The sequence below is a fragment of the Bosea vaviloviae genome, assembly GCF_001741865.1.
In the GTDB taxonomy this organism is placed as follows: Bacteria; Pseudomonadota; Alphaproteobacteria; order Rhizobiales; family Beijerinckiaceae; genus Allobosea; species Allobosea vaviloviae.
Window position 1 is genome coordinate 4,781,891 of record NZ_CP017147.1, and the last position, 16,312, is coordinate 4,798,202.

Below are 16,312 nucleotides of genomic sequence, written 5' to 3' on the forward strand. Positions count from 1 at the left end.
CATCTGCGTCACGGGGCAACCGTGCGACCAAGCTCATCGCGATGACGGGGCTGGGCCTGGCGCTCGGCGCAGGCGGCGCGATCTTCACCATCTCTCTCGTCCAGGCCGAGGATGACGCCGGCGCCCGCACTTTTCTGCTGCAGGAAGGCGCCAATCGCCGCGCCGCGCAGCAGGCTGCCTCGGCACCCGCCGCGCCGACCGCCTACGCGCCGTCTCGCGGCCGCTGGGAATTACCGCTCTGGCGCACGCAGGCCGATGGGCGCATCGCCCACCCCACGGTCAGCCTCAACCCGTTCCGGCTGCATGACGCGCCCGCCGGCTTGGCGGAGCGCCAGCACGCCAAGACACTGCAGGCCAGGGCACAGCAGGTTAAGACACAGCAGGTCAAGACGCGGCAAGCGGTCCAGCTCGATACTGTCTCCGGCGCAGCCGATGTCGCCCGCACCATCTGCGTACGTATGTGCGACGGCTTTCACGCACCGATCGGCTATCTGCGCAATAAGTCCGACATGAAGGCGCATGAGTCGCTCTGCCAGGCGATGAATCCGGGCATCCCGGTCAAGGTCTTCCGCGTCGCCGCTGGTGCTGCGACCATCGACGAAGCCCAGGCCGCCGACGGCAAGCGCTATTCCGCCCTGCCCGTCGCCCATGGCCATGAGACCTCGGCCGATCCCACTTGCCGGCCCGCGATTGTTCAGGCCGGAGAGCGCCGGGTCTCGCTCTTGCGCGATTTCACCCTGCGTCCCGGCGACAGCGTCGTGCTTGACGGCAAGGTTCGCACCTTCATGGGCGGCTCGCGCTGGCCCTACAGCACCAGCGACTTCCGCGATTTCCGCAAGGCCTCCGAGCTCAGCAAGGGCCAGCGCCAGCAGATCGACGAGCGCGTCGGTATCTCGCGCATGGAGGCGCAGGCGCGCGGCCTGCGCCGGCAGATGCTCCTGCGCGAGGCCAGCCTGCATGACGACAGCGTCGTCAGTGACGCGGTCCCTCTGCGCGGCACGCTCGCTCCCACCACACGTGGGCAGGCTCGCATCATCCCGATCGCCATATCCCCGACGCAGCCCTGATCCTGGCCTCCCCACCGAAAAACGGTGGGTTGGGCAGCTTCGCATTCTTTAGAATTATGCTAAAGTGATGCTAGATTAGAACATCTTCAAGCCTCTGATCTTGCTCCATTTTCTGTTGACGCAACGCCAACCTGCCACTACCCCTCCCGGCCTCAAGCCCCAGAAGCGGGCCTTTAATCGAGAGGGAGCGCCCCATGATCCACTCCACCCATCTGTCCGCCCTGGCGCTGGCCACCGGCCTGCTGGCGACACCGGTCATGGCCCAGAGCGTCAACCTCTACACCACGCGTGAGCCCGGCCTGCTCAATCCGGTGCTCGCCGCCTTCACCCAGGACACCGGCATCAAGGTCAACGCCGTGTTCCTGAAGGACGGCTTGCAGGAGCGCATCAAGGCGGAAGGCGCCAACAGCCCTGCCGATGTGATGCTGGTGGTCGATGTCGGCGAGATCAACGCGGCCGTGGATGCCGGCATCACCCAGCCGGTCAAGTCGGCTGCGGTCGACAAGATCGTGCCGGCGCAATTGCGCGGTCCCGACGACAGCTGGATCACCCTGACCAAGCGTGCCCGCATCGTCATCGTCTCGAAGGACCGGGTGCAGCAGGACGCGATCACCTATGAGGATCTCGCCGACCCGAAATGGAAGGGCAAGTTCTGCATCCGCGCCGGCCAGCACCCCTATAACAACGCCTTCTTCGCTGCTTACCTCGCCCGTAACGGCGCCGAGAAGACGGAAGGCTATCTCAAGGCATTGAAGGCCAACACCGCCCGCAAGCCCGGCGGCGGCGACCGCGATGTCGCCCGCGACATCCTCTCGGGCCAGTGCGACATCGCCTTGATCAACACCTATTACATCGGCCTGATGAGCCAGGCGAAGAATGAGCAGAAGGGCTGGTACGACGCGATCAAGCCGCTGAAGACCAGCTTCGCCGACGGCGGCACGCATGTGAACGTCTCAGCCGCCGCGATCGCCAAGAACGCGCCCAACAAGGACAATGCGGTCAAGCTGATCGAATACATGCTCACCCCGAAGGCGCAGGAGCTCTATGGCGACGGCAACTTCGAATTCCCGGTCAATGCCGACGTCAAGGAGAGCGCTGCCGTCAAGCTGCTCGGCGCGATCACGCCCGACAAGACGCCGCTGACCGACATCGCCAGGAACCGCAAGGCCGCGGCCGACCTCGTCGACAAGGTCGGCTTCGACAATTGAGCCTGGGCGCTCCCGCCAGATCGCTGCGACGGCCGTCATTCCCATGGCGGCCGTCGACGCGTTTTGCCTGGGCGTCGCTGCTCGGCGCAGGGCTCGTCGCCGCTCCTCTCATCGCGCTGGCCCTGACCGCGCTCTCGCCGGAGGCCGCGCAGATCTGGCCTCATCTCGCCACCAACGTCATTCCTCGGGCGCTCGGTGACACCTTGCTGCTGCTGCTCGGCGTCGGCGCCGTTTGCGCGGTGATCGGCGTCGCAACCGCCTGGCTCGTCACGCAATATGACTTTCCGGGTCGGCGCGCCTTCGAATGGCTGCTGGTCCTGCCGCTGGCGATGCCGACCTACATCACCGCCTATATCTACGTGGAATTCCTGGGCTTCCAGGGGCCGTTCCAAACGGGTCTGCGGGCTCTCACCGGCTGGCGCTCGCTGCGCGATTACTGGTTTCCCGACCCCCGCAATCTCGTCGGCGCGATCGTCATCATGGCGCTCGTGCTCTATCCTTACGTCTATCTCAGCGTGCGGGCGCTCTTCGGCCTGCAGGGCGCGGCGATGGTCGAGGCGGCGCGGACTTTGGGCGCCTCGCGACGGCGCCTGTTCTGGCGCATCGGCCTGCCGATGGCGCGCCCGGCCCTGGCGGCCGGCCTGACGCTCGCCTTGCTGGAAACCCTGAACGATGTCGGCGCCACCGAATATCTCGGCGTGCGCTCGTTGACGCTGTCGATCTACACGACCTGGGTCAATCGCGGCTCGCTACCCGGCGCGGCCCAGATCGCCTGCGTCATGCTGGTGATGGTCGTCGGGCTGATCCTTATCGAGAAACATCTGCGCGGCCAGCGCCGCTTCGCGCTCTCGGTGCGCCAGCCGCGCCCCGTTGGGCGCATCAGGCTGACCGGGCGCGCAGCCTTCAGTGCCGCGCTCATCTGCGCCCTGCCCGTCCTGTTCGGCGCGCTCCTGCCGATCGGCTTCCTGCTCGGCGAGGTGCTGTCACGCGGTCTGCTGGAGCAGATCGACGCCGCCTTGCTGCGAAATCTCGCCAATGCGCTGCTGCTCGCGAGCCTCGCCTCGGGTCTCGTCGTCGCACTCGGCCTCGCCATCGTGGCGGCCAGCCGGCTTGGGCGCGAGGCCTGGCTCCCGGCTCTGGCGCGCATAGCCTCGCTCGGCTACGCCGTGCCCGGCACGGTGCTGGCGCTGGGCTTGCTGGTGCCGCTCGCGGCACTGGACAACAGGCTCGCCGACGCCGCCCAGACCTGGCTCGGCGTCAATCCGGGCCTCCTTCTGATCGGCTCCGGCGCCGCGCTCGTCATCGCCTATACCGTGCGCTTCCTCTCCATCGCGATTGCCGGCATCGAAAGCGGGCTCGCGCGGGTTTCGCCGCGCATCGACGACGCCGCTCGACTGCTCGGCGCCGGAGCGCCCGAATTGCTGCGGCGCGTGCATTGGCCGTTGATGCGCCCGGCAATTGCGGCCGCGGCCTTGCTCGTCTTCGTCGATTGCCTGAAGGAGCTGCCGGCGACGCTGCTGCTGCGGCCGCTCAATCTCGACACCCTGGCGACGATCGTCTACGGCCACGCCTCGCGCGGCAGCTTCGAGGATGGTGCGCTCGCCAGCCTGTTGATCGTGCTGGCCGGCCTCTATCCCGCCATCATCCTGGCGCGGGCTGGCGGCAAGCCCGCCTGAAGCACGACAAGACCAGTCATCTCGACAAGGCAGGTTCTCGACAAGCCGGGGCCTCGACAAGGTCGGTCATCTCGACAAGGTCCATGATCTCGACAAGGTCCATGATCTCGACAAGGTCTTGGCATCGTCATAAACCGGTCACCGGCCGAAACCGGCTTCAGGCCGGATTCCCGCCACGCAAAGGCTCATGACAAGACGCGCCTCCATTCTCGCCTACGGCCTCGTCATCGCCGTCGTGCTGCTCGGATTGCAATCCTGGAGCATCGCGGTCGGGCGGGTGGAGCAGCGTGTGATCGCGGCCATCGAGCTGCGCACCGGGCTCGAGGTCACCGGGCTCGAACGCGCCGAGATCGCGCTTCTGCCCTTGCCGCGCATCAGCCTGTCCAAGGTCACATTCCGGCAGCGCGACGACCTCCTGACGGGCTCCGCCCTGCGGATCAAGGCCCGCGCGCGCATTCTGCCTCTGCTCATCGGGCAGTTCAGGTTCGACCGCATCGAATTGGTCGTGCCGCAGATCGACGTCGCGGTCGCAGGCACGGATGACGGGCTCGGCGACTGGCTCACGCCGCCCCTGGCCTATCTCGAGAAGCTGAAAGTCCAGAGCCGTATCATCATCACCGCCGGCTCGGTCTTCATGCGGGCGCAGGGCGCGATCCGCACCATCCTGCGCGACGTCAACCTCGTCCTCCAGGACCGCGACGCCGGCGAGCCCCTGAGCCTGTCGGGTTCGTTGACCTGGCGCGGCGTGCCTACGCAGGTCAGCCTGCTCTGGCCGATGGCCGGCGCGAATGCGCGGCTGGCGCTGACGGCGGCCTCGCCCGTGATGAACCTGCAATTCGAAGGCATTCGCAGCGGCCTGAACGACCCCGTCGTCAACGGCCGGCTCTCGCTTGCGACCAAGGCCTTGCCCGAACTGCTCGGCTGGTTCGGCGAAACGCCGCGTCTGGCCTCCGCGATCGGCCCTCTGCACCTGACCGCCGACGCGCAGATCAAGCCGCATGAGGCCTCGCTGAGCAACGCCGTCGTCAGCCTCGAAGGCGAGCGGCTCGAGGGCGCGATCAAACTCGGCGACGTCGGCGGGCGGCTGGCCCTGTCCGGCACGCTGGCTGGCGCGACGCTCGATCTCGGCCGGCTCTACGGTCGCCTCGGCGTGCTGCCCGCCACTGCGCCGGAGAACGAGAGCGCCCCGCTCGATTTCGACGCCTGGACCGCCCATGACATCGACCTGCGCATCTCCGTCGATGCGGCCAGGGTCAATGGCGCGCGGCTCGATGATGTCGCGACCTACCTCCTGGTCAAGAAGGGGCGTTTTGAGGCTGGGCTGCTGCGCGCCGGCGCTTATGGTGGCAGCGTAAAGGGCCGGCTCCTGGCGCTGGCGGCGCCGGGCGGCGTCGACGTCAAGCTCCAGGGCGGCTTCGACAAGGTCAATCTCGGCAAGGCTGCCGGCGATGTGCCGGATCTGGCGAAGCTCAGCGGCACCGGCACGCTGCAAATCGCGCTGGACGGCCTCGGCGCCACCGTCGAAGAGGTCGTCGCCTCTCTTGGTGGCAAGGCCGGCCTGAGCTTGCGCCAGGGCGAACTCGGCGGCATCGCCTTCGGCGAATTGCTGCGCCGGATGGAGCGCAATCCGAGCCTCGTGCTGCGCGACTGGCGGCAGGGCAAGACCCCGTTCGAGACAGCGGCCGTCAATCTCAGCATCGCCAATGGCGTCGCGATGGTGACCGATGCGCAGATGATCGGACCGGGCTATCAGTTGACGCTCGCCGGCCAGGTCTCGCTGCCTGGGCGCGCCTATGAAATGGGCCTCCTGCTCGCGCCCAGCAACGGCCCGCTCCGCCTGCCCTTCACCTTCAAGGGTCCGCTCGAAAACCCTACGCTGGAGCTCGACACCGAGGCACTATCGCGCGGAGCCACGGCTTTTCCGACACAGCTGCTTCGCTGAGCGGAGCCAGGCGGGCAAGGTCCAGCGCCGCTTTTTACGGCTTTCATTGCGGGGCGAATTCCGCTCTCATGCCTCCCAAGGTCGCCTGACGACCGTTCAAGGGGAGGATATCGGCATGAAGCATTGGATTGCGGGCGCGGTTGGCGTCGTGGGACTGATGATGACGGGCATGATCACGACGGGCGCGGCCGAAGCGCAGGAGCTGATCGTCGAAAAGAAGATCTTCGAACTGCCGAGCTACACCACGCAGGGCGGCCGAACCCTCAAGAACGTCAAGGTCGGCTGGGAGAGCTACGGCACGCTCAACGCCGACAAATCGAACGCGATCCTGATCTGCCATTTCTTCTCCGGCAATTCGCACGCCGCCGGCAAATATGCCGCCGCCGACGCCGCGCCCGGCTATTGGGACGCCATCGTCGGCCCCGGCAAGGCGATCGACACGAACAAATATTTCGTCCTCTCCTCCGACACGCTGGTCAACCTCAACACCGGCGACCCAAAGACCACGACGACCGGCCCCGCTTCGATCGACCCCGACACCGGCAAGCCCTATGCGCTCGACTTCCCGGTCGTGACCGTCGGCGACTTCGTCAATGTCCAGAAGGCCTTGGTCGAAAGTCTCGGCATCAAGAAGCTCGCCTTGGTCGCCGGCCCCTCGATGGGCGCCCTCCAGACCTATGAATGGGCGGCGAGCTATCCCGAGATGGTCGCCAAGGCGATGCCGGTGATCGGCGCGGCCGAGGCCGACGCGCAGCTCATCGCCTGGCTCGACGTTTGGGCTGCGCCCATCCTGGTCGACCAGAACTGGAACAAGGGTGATTACTACGGCAAGACCCCGCCCAATGCCGGCCTCGCCAAGGCGCTGGCCGTGGTCACGCTCCAGGCCAATCACGGCGACTGGACCAACGGCACCTTCGGCCGCCGTCCCGCCAAGGAGGGCGACGCTCCAGCCAAGGCGCTCGCCAACAAGTTCCAGGTCCAGAGCATCTTGGACAATGCCGGCGAGGCCCGCGCAAAAGTCTCGGACGCCAACCATTTCCTCTACCTGGTCAAGGCCAACCAGCTCTATGCCGCCGGCGGCATCTCGCTCGCGGACGCGGCCAGCAAGATCAAGGCGCCCATGCTGCTGATCAGCCAGCCCAAGGACCTCGTCTTCACCACGGACGCGATCGAGCGCACCGCCGAGACGCTTAGGAAGGGCGGCGTCAACCTCACCCAGGCCTTCATCCAGGGCACACGCGGCCATCTCGACGGCGTCATCTCGATGAAGCAGGCCGAAGGCGCGATCCGGGCGTTTCTGGAGAAATAGGCCTCGTCCCTTTTCGACCAACCGCGCCTGCGCCCTTCTCCCCTCGCGGGAGAAGGTGGCGCGCAGCGCCGGATGAGGGGGCGCCGTGCCCTGTCCGGTTAGCGTCGTGTTCGGCCGGGCGGAGAACTCACAGCGCCCCCTCATCCGTCTCGGCTGCGCCGATCCACCTTCTCCCGCATCAAAGTCGGCTGTTGCCGACTTTGACACTTTGGGTTGCCCATCTCGGGCAAGCCCGAGATGGGTGGGAGAAGGGAAGAGTGCGCCGCTTTCTGAAGCATGCGAGAGCGGCGTTCCCCCGCCCCGCCAGAGCCACGGGTACGCCTCTATCAGCCAGAACGGCTGTCTTGCTCCCGGCGCCAGGCGATCAGGGACAACAATAGCGGCCCTACGGTTACGCCGAGGATGGCGCCGCCTGCTGTCCATCCCAGCGCGCCTCCGCCGATCAATTCGTCGCCTACAAACGCCGCGGCGAAGACTCCCACGAGCGCGAGCAAGACCTTGGCAATCCAACCGCCCTTGGTCATCGAGAGCTCCGTCCAGTTTCCGTCACATGAAAATCGCGCGTCTTCGGCCTGGGGAGGCGCCTTCGGAGCCGCCGACAGGGGTAGCGATTTATGGGATGTCCGCAATGGGGCGGCAAGCAACCCTCACCGCACGACCATCTTCAGTCGCCTTAAGCTGAGCTTAAGGTTGGGGCTCTTACGAGGGGAGCCGCGACCAAAGCATAACCATGCTTTGGATTTAATAAAATGAGGCTAGATCCGGTCAATTTATTGATCGACATCTTGTCGATGCGATGCGAAGGCAAGTTATGAATAGTAAACATATCCAAGGCATGGTGCAAAATCTAAAAGAAGGACGCCTATCGCGACGCACCTTCATCCAGAAGATGGCGGCATTTGGCATCGGCGCTCCGATCGCAAGCCAGATTCTCGCCTGGAACAACGTAGCGATGGCGAACGCCACGCTCGAATACAAGCCGAGCAAGGCCGGCGGCGGCGGGCCGCTGAAGCTCCTGCTCTGGCAGGCGCCGACGCTGCTGAACCCGCATTTCGCCTCGGGCACCAAGGACCAGATCGCCTCGCGCATCTTCTATGAGCCGCTGGCCGGCTGGGACAAGGAGGGCAACCTCATCCCGCAGCTCGCCGCCGCGGTTCCGAGCAAGGAGAATGGCGGCCTGTCGGAAGACGGCACGAGCGTCACCTGGAAGCTGAAGCCGGGCGTGAAGTGGCATGACGGCAAGCCGCTCACCGCCGACGACGTCGTCTTCACCTGGGAGTATGCCGCCGATCCGGCGACCGCCGCCTACACCACCGGCGCCTACAAGGATATCAAGGTCGAGAAGGTCGACGATCTCACCGTCAAGGTGATCTTCAGCAAGCCGACGCCGTTCTGGGCCGACCCCTTCGTCGGCGTCGCCGGCATGATCATCCCGAAGCATCATTTCGCCGAGTACAAGGGCGCCAAATCGCGCGAAGCCCCGGCCAATCTGAAGCCCGTCGGCACCGGTCCCTACAAGTTCGCCGATTTCAAGCCCGGCGACATCCTCGCCGGCACGCGCAACGAGGACTATCACGTCAAGAACCAGCCCCATTTCGACACGCTCGAGGTGAAGGGCGGTGGTGACGCGGTCTCGGCGGCGCGCGCCGTGCTGCAGACCGGCGAGTACGATTATGCCTGGGATACGCTGGTCGAGGACGAAGTGCTCAAGCGCCTGGAGACCGGTGGCCGCGGCAAGGTCAGCGCAGCGCCCGCAGGCGATGTCGAGTTCATCACCCTGAACACGACCGATCCGTGGACCGAGGTCGATGGCGAGCGCTCCAGCATCAAGACCAGGCACCCGACGCTGTCCGACCCGGCCGTTCGCCAGGCGATCAACCTGCTGATCGACCGCGACTCGATCCAGAAGTTCATCTATGGCCGCGGCGGCACCGCAACCGCGAGCTTCGTCAACGAGCCCAAGCAGTTCAAGTCGAGCATGCTGAAATACGAATTCAGCATCGAGAAGGCCAACAAGGTCCTTGACGAGGCGGGCTGGAAGAAGGGCGCCGACGGCATCCGTGAAAAGGATGGCAAGAAGCTCAAATTCGTCTTCCAGACCTCGATCAACGCCCCGCGCCAGAAGGTCCAGGCCATCGTCAAGCAGGCCTGCCAGCGCGCCGGCATCGACCTCGAGCTCAAGTCGGTCACGGCCTCGGTGTTCTTCTCCTCCGACGTTGCCAACCCCGACACCTACACCAAGCTCTATGTCGACATGGAGATGTACACCACGACGCAGCCACAGCCCGATCCGGAGCGCTTCCTCAACCAGTTCACCTCCTGGGAAATCGCCAACAAGGAGAACAAGTGGCTGGGCCGCAACGTCTCGCGCTATTCCGACCCCGCTGCCGACGAGGCCTATAAGGCGGCGCAGAAGGAGCTCGATCCGGCCAAGCGCGCCGCGCTGCTGATCAAGGTCAACGAGATCTTCTGCGAGGCCAACGTCATCCTCCCGGTCCTTTCAAGGACCAAGGTCGTGGCGGCGGCGCGAAGCCTTTCGCATGACCACAGCGGCTGGGACGTCGACACCTGGAACCTCGCGGCCTGGTATCGCAGCTAAGCGCTAAACAGCCCCTCGCCAAGACACCATCTCGGCGAGGGGTTGCTTCGCAAGGCCAGGGCCCGGCGGGATTGATCCGCCGGGCTCTTCCTATTTGGTCAGCACCGGGACGGAGCGAACCGCCCTACCCCGCCGTGATCACCGCCTTCACCCCATCGATCACGAACTGCACCGCGAGCGCCGCCAGGATCACGCCGAGCAGGCGCGTCAGCACGACATTGCCGGTAACGCCGAGCAGGCGCGCCATCGGCACCGCCAGCAGGAAGACGACGAGGCAGGACAGGATCACCAGGCCACAGATCACGGCGAGCGAGGCCAGCATAAGCGGGTTGCCCTCGGCCCTGCCAGCCAGCAGCATCATCGCCGTCAGCGCGCCCGGTCCCGCCATCAGCGGGATCGCCAGCGGGAAGGCCGCGACATTGCGGATATGGTCCTGCGTGATCGCGATCTCGGCGGTCTGCGCCTTGCGCTCGTTGCGGCGCTCGAACACCATCTCGAACGAGATCCAGAACAGCAGCAAACCGCCGGCGATGCGGAAGGCCGGCAGCGAGACGCCGAGCGCCTTCAGCACGATGTCTCCCGCCACGCCGAAGAAGGCCATGATGCCGAATGCGATGATGCAGGCGCGAACCGCGACCTGCCTGCGCTCGTCACCCGTCATGCCGCGCGTCAGCGACAGGAAGATCGGCGCGAGCCCTGGCGGGTCGAGCGTGACCAGAAGCGTCACCAGCGCAGAGGTGAGGAAATCGAGATTCATTGCGCACAACTCATGATAGTATGTTTTCTGAGAACTGAGTTCTGTGGCACTTGATGCTATCAAACGATCGCAACGATGTTACCGGCATGAATCTGCGGCATCGCGAAGACCTTTGGCGCTCGCTCGGCACTATGGCGATTTGCGCTTGGCTCATCTATCGCATGTTCAAATCGAGTGAACCCTGGGGATTGTTCCGGATCGCGGCCGTGGCCCTCGCCCTTTATCTACTTTTCTACACCGTCCGCACGCTCGCCGGTGCGTTCAACAACTCGGTCAAGTTGTCTTTCGACCGTGATGGCATATTTGTCGCTGCGCTTTCCGAACGAAGGATACCGTGGGCGGCGATCGAGAGCTATTCGCTGCCGCCCCCAGAAGACGACCGCCCGATTCTGTCGATCAAGATCGCCGACCCCGAAGCGCTCGGGATAATGCGGCGCAATCCGATTGCAATGTGGGCAGGCAAACGCTGGGGCTTCCGAATACCGTTCGACCGGATCGCATGCGACAGCAACGACCTTGCCCTGGGCTTCTGGCGTTTCGCTCCATGGATTCCCAGGTGCGCCCCGCTTCGCAGGCTTTGGTGACAGGCCGTCGTCGTTCGATCGCGCCTGCTCTTAGGCCAATTGCGGCAGGATTGCTGCAGAGCCTCCGAAATCGATTCGGAAACACAATCTAACATATTGATTTAAAATAAGAAATTTTCGTGTTGAGATCGAGCTGTTTCGCTGGCGCACAGGTCCGAAATCGGGTAGCCAGAAGCCTGAAAAATAGCAGGAATCGGGACCCAATCCCTTGAGCGACGACACAGACGACAAGCGCCCGGACGAGCCGCATTTCGGCGGCGACATCAAGCCGATCGCGATCACCGACGAGATGAAGAAGAGCTATCTCGATTACGCCATGAGCGTGATTGTGAGCCGCGCTCTGCCCGACGTCCGCGACGGCCTGAAGCCGGTGCATCGGCGCATCCTGTTCTCGATGCACGAGAACAAGAACACGCCCGACCGGTCCTACACCAAATGCGCCCGCATCGTCGGCGACACGATGGGTAAATACCATCCGCACGGCAATCTCGCGGTCTATGACGCACTGGTGCGCATGGCGCAGGATTTCTCGCTGCGTCTGCCGCTGATCGACGGCCAGGGCAATTTCGGCTCGATGGACGGCGATAGCGCCGCGGCCGATCGTTATACCGAAGCCAGGCTCGACAAGGCGGCGATGTCGCTGCTGGAGGATCTCGACCTCGACACGGTCGAGTTCCAGCCGAACTATGACGGCAAGGAGCTTGAGCCGAAGGTCCTGCCGGCGCGCTTCCCCAATCTGCTCGTCAACGGCGCCGGCGGCATCGCGGTCGGCATGGCGACCAATATTCCGCCGCATAATCTCGGCGAGGTCATCGATGCCTGCATTGCCTTGATCGAGAACCCCGAGATCTCGATCGACGAATTGATCGAGATCGTGCCCGGCCCGGATTTCCCGACCGGCGCCTCGATCATGGGCCGCAGCGGCATCCACTCCGCCTATCATACCGGCCGCGGCTCGATCGTGATGCGTTCGAAGACGCATATCGAGGAACTGCGCAAGGAGCGCGAGGCGATCATCGTCACCGAGGTTCCCTATCAGGTGAACAAGGCCTCGATGGTCGAGAAGATCGCCGATCTGGTGCGTGAGAAGCGCATCGAGGGCATCTCGGACCTGCGCGACGAATCCAGCCGCGAGGGCGTCCGCGTCGTCATCGAGATCAAGCGCGATGCGGTCGCCGATGTCGTGCTGAACCAGCTCTACCGCTTCACCCCGCTGCAGACCTCGTTTGGCGCCAATATGGTGGCGTTGACCGGCGGCCGACCGGAGGTCCTGAACCTCAAGGACTTCATCGCGGCCTTCGTCGAGTTCCGCGAAGAGGTCGTCTCGCGGCGCACCCGCTTCCTGCTCAACAAGGCCCGCGAGCGCGCCCATGTGCTCTGCGGCCTCGCCACCGCGGTTGCCAATATCGACGAGGTCATCCGCCTGATCCGGACCGCGCCGACGCCGGCCGCCGCCCATGCTTCATTGATGGAGCGCAACTGGCCGGCAGAAGACATCGCGCCGCTGATCGCGCTGGTCGACGATCCGCGCCATCCGATGAATGCCGACGGCACCTACAAGCTGTCGGACGCCCAGGCCAAGGCGATCCTCGAACTGCGCCTCGCCCGCCTGACGGCTCTGGGCCGCGACGAAATCGGCGAGGAGCTGTCGAAGCTCGCCACCGAGATCGCCGATTATCTCGACATCCTGCGTTCGCGCGTCCGCATCCAGACGATCATCAAGGACGAGCTCGCCGCGGTGAAGGCCGCCTTCGCCACGCCGCGCCGCACGGTGATCCAGGATTGGGGTTCCGACCTCGACGACGAGGATCTGATCGCGCGCGAGGACATGGTCGTCACCGTGTCTCATGCCGGCTACATCAAGCGCGTGCCGCTCTCGACCTATCGGGCGCAGAAGCGCGGCGGCAAGGGCCGTTCCGGCATGGCGACCCGCGACGAGGATTTCGTCGCGCGTCTCTTCGTTGCCTCGACGCACACACCGGTGCTGTTCTTCTCCTCGCATGGCCAGGTCTACAAGGAGAAGGTCTGGCGGCTGCCGCTGGCGGCGCCGAACGCGCGCGGCAAGGCGCTGGTCAACATGCTGCCGCTCGACCAGAGCGAGCGCATCACCACGATCATGCCGCTGCCGGAGGATGAGGAGAGCTGGGAGAAGCTCGACGTGATGTTCGCCACCGCCTCGGGCGGGGTCAGGCGCAACAAGCTGTCGGACTTCGTCAACGTCAACCGCGCCGGCAAGATCGCGATGAAGCTCGATGAGGGCGACGCCATCGTCGACGTGCAGATCTGCACCGAGGACAACGACGTGCTGCTGACCACGGCGCTGGGCCAGTGCATCCGCTTCCCGGTGCCGGAGGTCCGCGTCTTCAAGGGCCGCGATTCCACCGGCGTGCGCGGCATCAACCTGGCTTCGGGCGACATCGTCATCTCGATGGCGATCCTGCGCCATGTCGAGGCCGACGGCGAGACCCGCCAGGCCTATCTCAAGCTGCGCCGCGCCATCGCCGGCGAGATCGGCGAGGACACCACGGCGAGCGACGGCGAAGAAGCGACCGGCAATGCCGAGATCAGCCAGGAGCGCTATGTCGAGCTCTCCGAGGCCGAGGAGGTCATCCTGACCCTCTCGGTGAACGGCTATGGCAAGCGCACCTCGGCCTATGAGTACCGGATCACCGGGCGCGGCGGCAAAGGCATCGTCGCCATGGCCACCACCGAGCGCAACGGCAATCTGATCGCCTCCTTCCCGGTGGAGGAGAGCGACCAGATCATGCTGGTGACCGATGGCGGCCAGCTCATCCGCTGCCCGGTCGACCAGATCGGCGTCAAGGGCCGCTCGACGCAGGGCGTCACCATCTTCAACACCGCCGACGGCGAGAAGGTCGTCTCGGTCGAACGCGTCAGCGACGATGGCGGGGACGATGAGGGCGAAGGCGAGGCCGAGGCCGGCCCGGCGCCGGAGGAGAGCAGCGGGGAGTGATCCCCTCGCCGCTGTTCCCAGCCAGCACGGGAACCTCGACAGAGAACCCTCTCCCGCATCGAAGTCGGGTCTACCCGACTTCGACACTCCAAGTGCTGAACCCGGGTATACCCGGGTTCAGTGAGAGGGCAGGGTGAGGGGTCGGCCGTTTGACGCTTTGGCCGTGACCTCACCGCTGCTTCGCTGTGGCGATATCACGCTACTGGTCCAGGGGCCTACACCTCACCCCTGCCCCTCTCCTTACAGGAGAGGGGTTCCCCGCGCTCTTTCGATATCCGACAGGGCCGCCCCCCCTCAAATCGTCTCCAGCAGACCCTTGATCAGCGCCCGGCGCGGCGCGATCGAGGAGACCAGCCCGAATTCGGCGAGCGTATGGGCGCCGCCGCCATCGATGCCGAGGCCGTCCAGCGTGGGGATGCCCAGCGCCGCGGTGAAATTGCCGTCCGAGCCGCCGCCCGTCATCGGCACATCCTGCAGGTCGAAGCCGATCCCCGCCGCAATGCCGCGCGCCGTCTCGAACAGCCCGGCCACAGCGGTCGACTTCTCGTAAGGCGGCCGGTTCATCCCGCCCGTGACCTTGATCACGACATCAGGATCGCGCGGCGCCAAGTCGATGATGCGGTTCTCCATCATCACACCATCGGCAAGGCTGGTGACGCGGCAATCGACGGAAAACCAGGCGTGCTGCGGAATCACATTGGCCGCGGTGCCGCCGCCGACCAGCGCGACCGAGGTCGTGATGCCGCGCGCATAATCGGTCATGCCCTCGATCGCCAGGATCTGATGCGCCGCCTCGCGGATGGCGCTGCGGCCATCGGCATGGCGCGTTCCGGAATGGGCGGGCCTGCCCTCGAGCCTGACGTCGAAGCGGCCGACGCCCTTGCGCGCGGTGACGATCCGGCCGCCATCGCGTGCCGGCTCCGTCACCAGAACGGCTGCCGATTTGCGCCCGATCTCCTCGATCACGCCGCGCGTCGTCGGCGAGCCGATCTCCTCATCGGGCGTGAACAGGAAGACCATCGGCCGCTTGGCCGAGCCCGCGATCGCGACCTCCTTGAAGGCCTGCAGCGCAAGCCAGGCCCCGCCCTTCATGTCGCAGGCGCCCGGCCCATAAAGCTTGTCGCCCTCGACGCGCACCGGCAGATCCTTGGCGCTCGTGCCGACCGGATGGACCGTGTCGAGATGCGACATCACCGCGACGGCAAGCTCGCCATTATTGGGGCCGGCGCGCAAGATCAGGCTGTCGCCGAGCCCGTCGCGGCCCGGCAAGCGCTCGACCGCGATCGGCAACCCTTCGACCTCCTTGGCGACGAGATCCATCATCCCGTTCACGCCGGGCGCATGATGGGTCGGGCTCTCCAGGGCAAGCCAGACGGACAGGGCGGAGATGGTGGGATCGACGGTGCTCATGCCGCGAGCTTCGCCAAGAAGCATGGCGCAAGCAAGGACGCGGCCTGGCGCGGCACCCCTGCCCTCACCGCATGGCGAGCTGCGATTGCGGGTTGACATCACGTACCGTCTCTACTTAACCATATGGTTAAGTAGAGACGGTAACCAACCCCACCGCGACAGCCCCGACGGAGACAACATGCCCAGCATCCAGAAGATCACGCCCTTCCTGTGGTTCGACAATCAGGCCGAGGAGGCAGTCGCCTTCTATCTCTCGGTCTTCAAGAACGCGAAGGCCGGCCGCGTGATGCGCTGCGGCGATGCGGGTCCCGGCCCCAAGGGCAGCGTGCTCTGCGCATTCTTCGAGCTCGAGGGCATGCAGTTCACCGCGCTGAACGGCGGGCCGCATTTCAAGTTCACCGAAGCGATCTCGCTCCTGATCCATTGCGGCTCGCAGGAGGAGGTCGATTATTTCTGGGAGAAGCTTGGCGAAGGCGGCCAGACCAGCCAATGCGGCTGGCTCAAGGACAAATACGGCCTGTCCTGGCAGGTCACGCCCGACCGGCTGCTGGAACTCAACATGGACCCGGACCCCGCCAAGGCAGGCCGGGTCATGCAGGCCATGATGCAGATGACCAAGATCGACATCGCTGCGCTGGAGCGCGCCGCGGCGGGGTGAGCGATCTCCCATATGTGAAGCGCGTCATGGTCGGGCTTGACCCGACCATCTCGTAAACCAGAACCCTCTGGTCATGAGATTCTCAGGGCACAAGCCCGAGAATGACGCTCTACAATGGCTTCAGGCCT

12 protein-coding genes are annotated in these 16,312 nt (G+C 65.2%); 9 read left to right on the forward strand and 3 right to left on the reverse strand.

The annotated features are described in order from the left end of the window. Positions 1-41 precede the first annotated feature (41 nt). The 5 genes from BHK69_RS21920 (at position 42) to BHK69_RS21940 (ending at position 7,202) form a co-directional block, all read left to right on the forward strand. Positions 42-1,067 (forward strand): DUF2865 domain-containing protein, encoded by a 1,026-nt coding sequence (locus BHK69_RS21920; protein ID WP_069691945.1) that lies wholly within the window; start codon positions 42-44, stop codon positions 1,065-1,067. A 194-nt stretch (positions 1,068-1,261) separates the two neighbouring features. Continuing rightward, complete coding sequence (locus tag BHK69_RS21925) at positions 1,262-2,275, forward strand: extracellular solute-binding protein (protein WP_069691946.1); 1,014 nt, start codon at positions 1,262-1,264, stop codon at positions 2,273-2,275. Next, the gene (locus tag BHK69_RS21930; protein ID WP_069691947.1) at positions 2,272-3,951 is read left to right on the forward strand and encodes an ABC transporter permease; all 1,680 of its coding nucleotides are present in this window, start codon (positions 2,272-2,274) and stop codon (positions 3,949-3,951) included. The genes BHK69_RS21925 and BHK69_RS21930 overlap by 4 nt, the downstream gene beginning before the upstream one ends. Positions 3,952-4,138: 187 nt before the next feature. After that, positions 4,139-5,893, forward strand: a complete 1,755-nt coding sequence (locus BHK69_RS21935; RefSeq protein ID WP_069691948.1) for an AsmA family protein — start codon at positions 4,139-4,141, stop codon at positions 5,891-5,893. A gap of 115 nt (positions 5,894-6,008) precedes the next feature. After that, positions 6,009-7,202, forward strand: a complete 1,194-nt coding sequence (locus tag BHK69_RS21940; RefSeq protein WP_069691949.1) for an E22 family MetX-like putative esterase — start codon at positions 6,009-6,011, stop codon at positions 7,200-7,202. Positions 7,203-7,528: 326 nt separating this feature from the next. Here the strand turns inward: BHK69_RS21940 and BHK69_RS21945 are convergent, their stop codons facing one another. Next, positions 7,529-7,726 carry a hypothetical protein gene (locus BHK69_RS21945; protein WP_069691950.1) on the reverse strand — a complete coding sequence of 66 codons (198 nt, stop codon included), beginning with the start codon at positions 7,724-7,726 and terminating at the stop codon, positions 7,529-7,531. Positions 7,727-8,013: 287 nt separating this feature from the next. On the opposite strand from BHK69_RS21945, the gene BHK69_RS21950 reads away from it, so the two are divergent. Then, complete coding sequence (locus BHK69_RS21950; RefSeq protein ID WP_069691951.1) at positions 8,014-9,801, forward strand: peptide ABC transporter substrate-binding protein; 1,788 nt, start codon at positions 8,014-8,016, stop codon at positions 9,799-9,801. 124 nt (positions 9,802-9,925) lie between these two features. Here BHK69_RS21950 and BHK69_RS21955 read toward each other — a convergent pair whose 3' ends face one another. Then, positions 9,926-10,558, reverse strand: a complete 633-nt coding sequence (locus BHK69_RS21955; protein WP_069691952.1) for a MarC family protein — start codon at positions 10,556-10,558, stop codon at positions 9,926-9,928. An 86-nt stretch (positions 10,559-10,644) separates the two neighbouring features. Between BHK69_RS21955 and BHK69_RS21960 the strand changes: the two genes are divergently transcribed. Together BHK69_RS21960 and gyrA are read left to right on the forward strand one after the other, a co-directional pair. Beyond that, the gene (locus BHK69_RS21960; RefSeq protein WP_148663538.1) at positions 10,645-11,142 is read left to right on the forward strand and encodes a hypothetical protein; all 498 of its coding nucleotides are present in this window, start codon (positions 10,645-10,647) and stop codon (positions 11,140-11,142) included. Between the two features lie 208 nt (positions 11,143-11,350). Beyond that, complete coding sequence (gene gyrA, locus BHK69_RS21965; protein ID WP_069691954.1) at positions 11,351-14,116, forward strand: DNA gyrase subunit A; 2,766 nt, start codon at positions 11,351-11,353, stop codon at positions 14,114-14,116. A gap of 294 nt (positions 14,117-14,410) precedes the next feature. Here the strand turns inward: gyrA and BHK69_RS21970 are convergent, their stop codons facing one another. Next, positions 14,411-15,526, reverse strand: a complete 1,116-nt coding sequence (locus tag BHK69_RS21970; RefSeq protein ID WP_069691955.1) for a M20 family metallopeptidase — start codon at positions 15,524-15,526, stop codon at positions 14,411-14,413. Between the two features lie 187 nt (positions 15,527-15,713). Here BHK69_RS21970 and BHK69_RS21975 point away from each other — a divergent pair, with 187 nt between their 5' ends. Next, positions 15,714-16,184, forward strand: coding sequence for a VOC family protein (locus BHK69_RS21975; RefSeq protein ID WP_069693877.1), 471 nt, complete (start codon positions 15,714-15,716; stop codon positions 16,182-16,184). Positions 16,185-16,312: the final 128 nt, after the last annotated feature.

What these genes read in the sequence shown, in the direction of transcription:
- BHK69_RS21920 (WP_069691945.1), top strand. Translation starts at nt 42, where the DNA reads ATGACGGGGCTGGGCCTGGCGCTCGGCGCAGGCGGCGCGATCTTCACC.
- BHK69_RS21925 (WP_069691946.1), top strand. Translation starts at nt 1,262, where the DNA reads ATGATCCACTCCACCCATCTGTCCGCCCTGGCGCTGGCCACCGGCCTG.
- BHK69_RS21935 (WP_069691948.1), top strand. Translation starts at nt 4,139, where the DNA reads ATGACAAGACGCGCCTCCATTCTCGCCTACGGCCTCGTCATCGCCGTC.
- BHK69_RS21940 (WP_069691949.1), top strand. Translation starts at nt 6,009, where the DNA reads ATGAAGCATTGGATTGCGGGCGCGGTTGGCGTCGTGGGACTGATGATG.
- BHK69_RS21945 (WP_069691950.1), bottom strand. Translation starts at nt 7,726, where the DNA reads ATGACCAAGGGCGGTTGGATTGCCAAGGTCTTGCTCGCGCTCGTGGGA.
- BHK69_RS21950 (WP_069691951.1), top strand. Translation starts at nt 8,014, where the DNA reads ATGAATAGTAAACATATCCAAGGCATGGTGCAAAATCTAAAAGAAGGA.
- BHK69_RS21955 (WP_069691952.1), bottom strand. Translation starts at nt 10,558, where the DNA reads ATGAATCTCGATTTCCTCACCTCTGCGCTGGTGACGCTTCTGGTCACG.
- BHK69_RS21960 (WP_148663538.1), top strand. Translation starts at nt 10,645, where the DNA reads ATGAATCTGCGGCATCGCGAAGACCTTTGGCGCTCGCTCGGCACTATG.
- BHK69_RS21970 (WP_069691955.1), bottom strand. Translation starts at nt 15,526, where the DNA reads ATGAGCACCGTCGATCCCACCATCTCCGCCCTGTCCGTCTGGCTTGCC.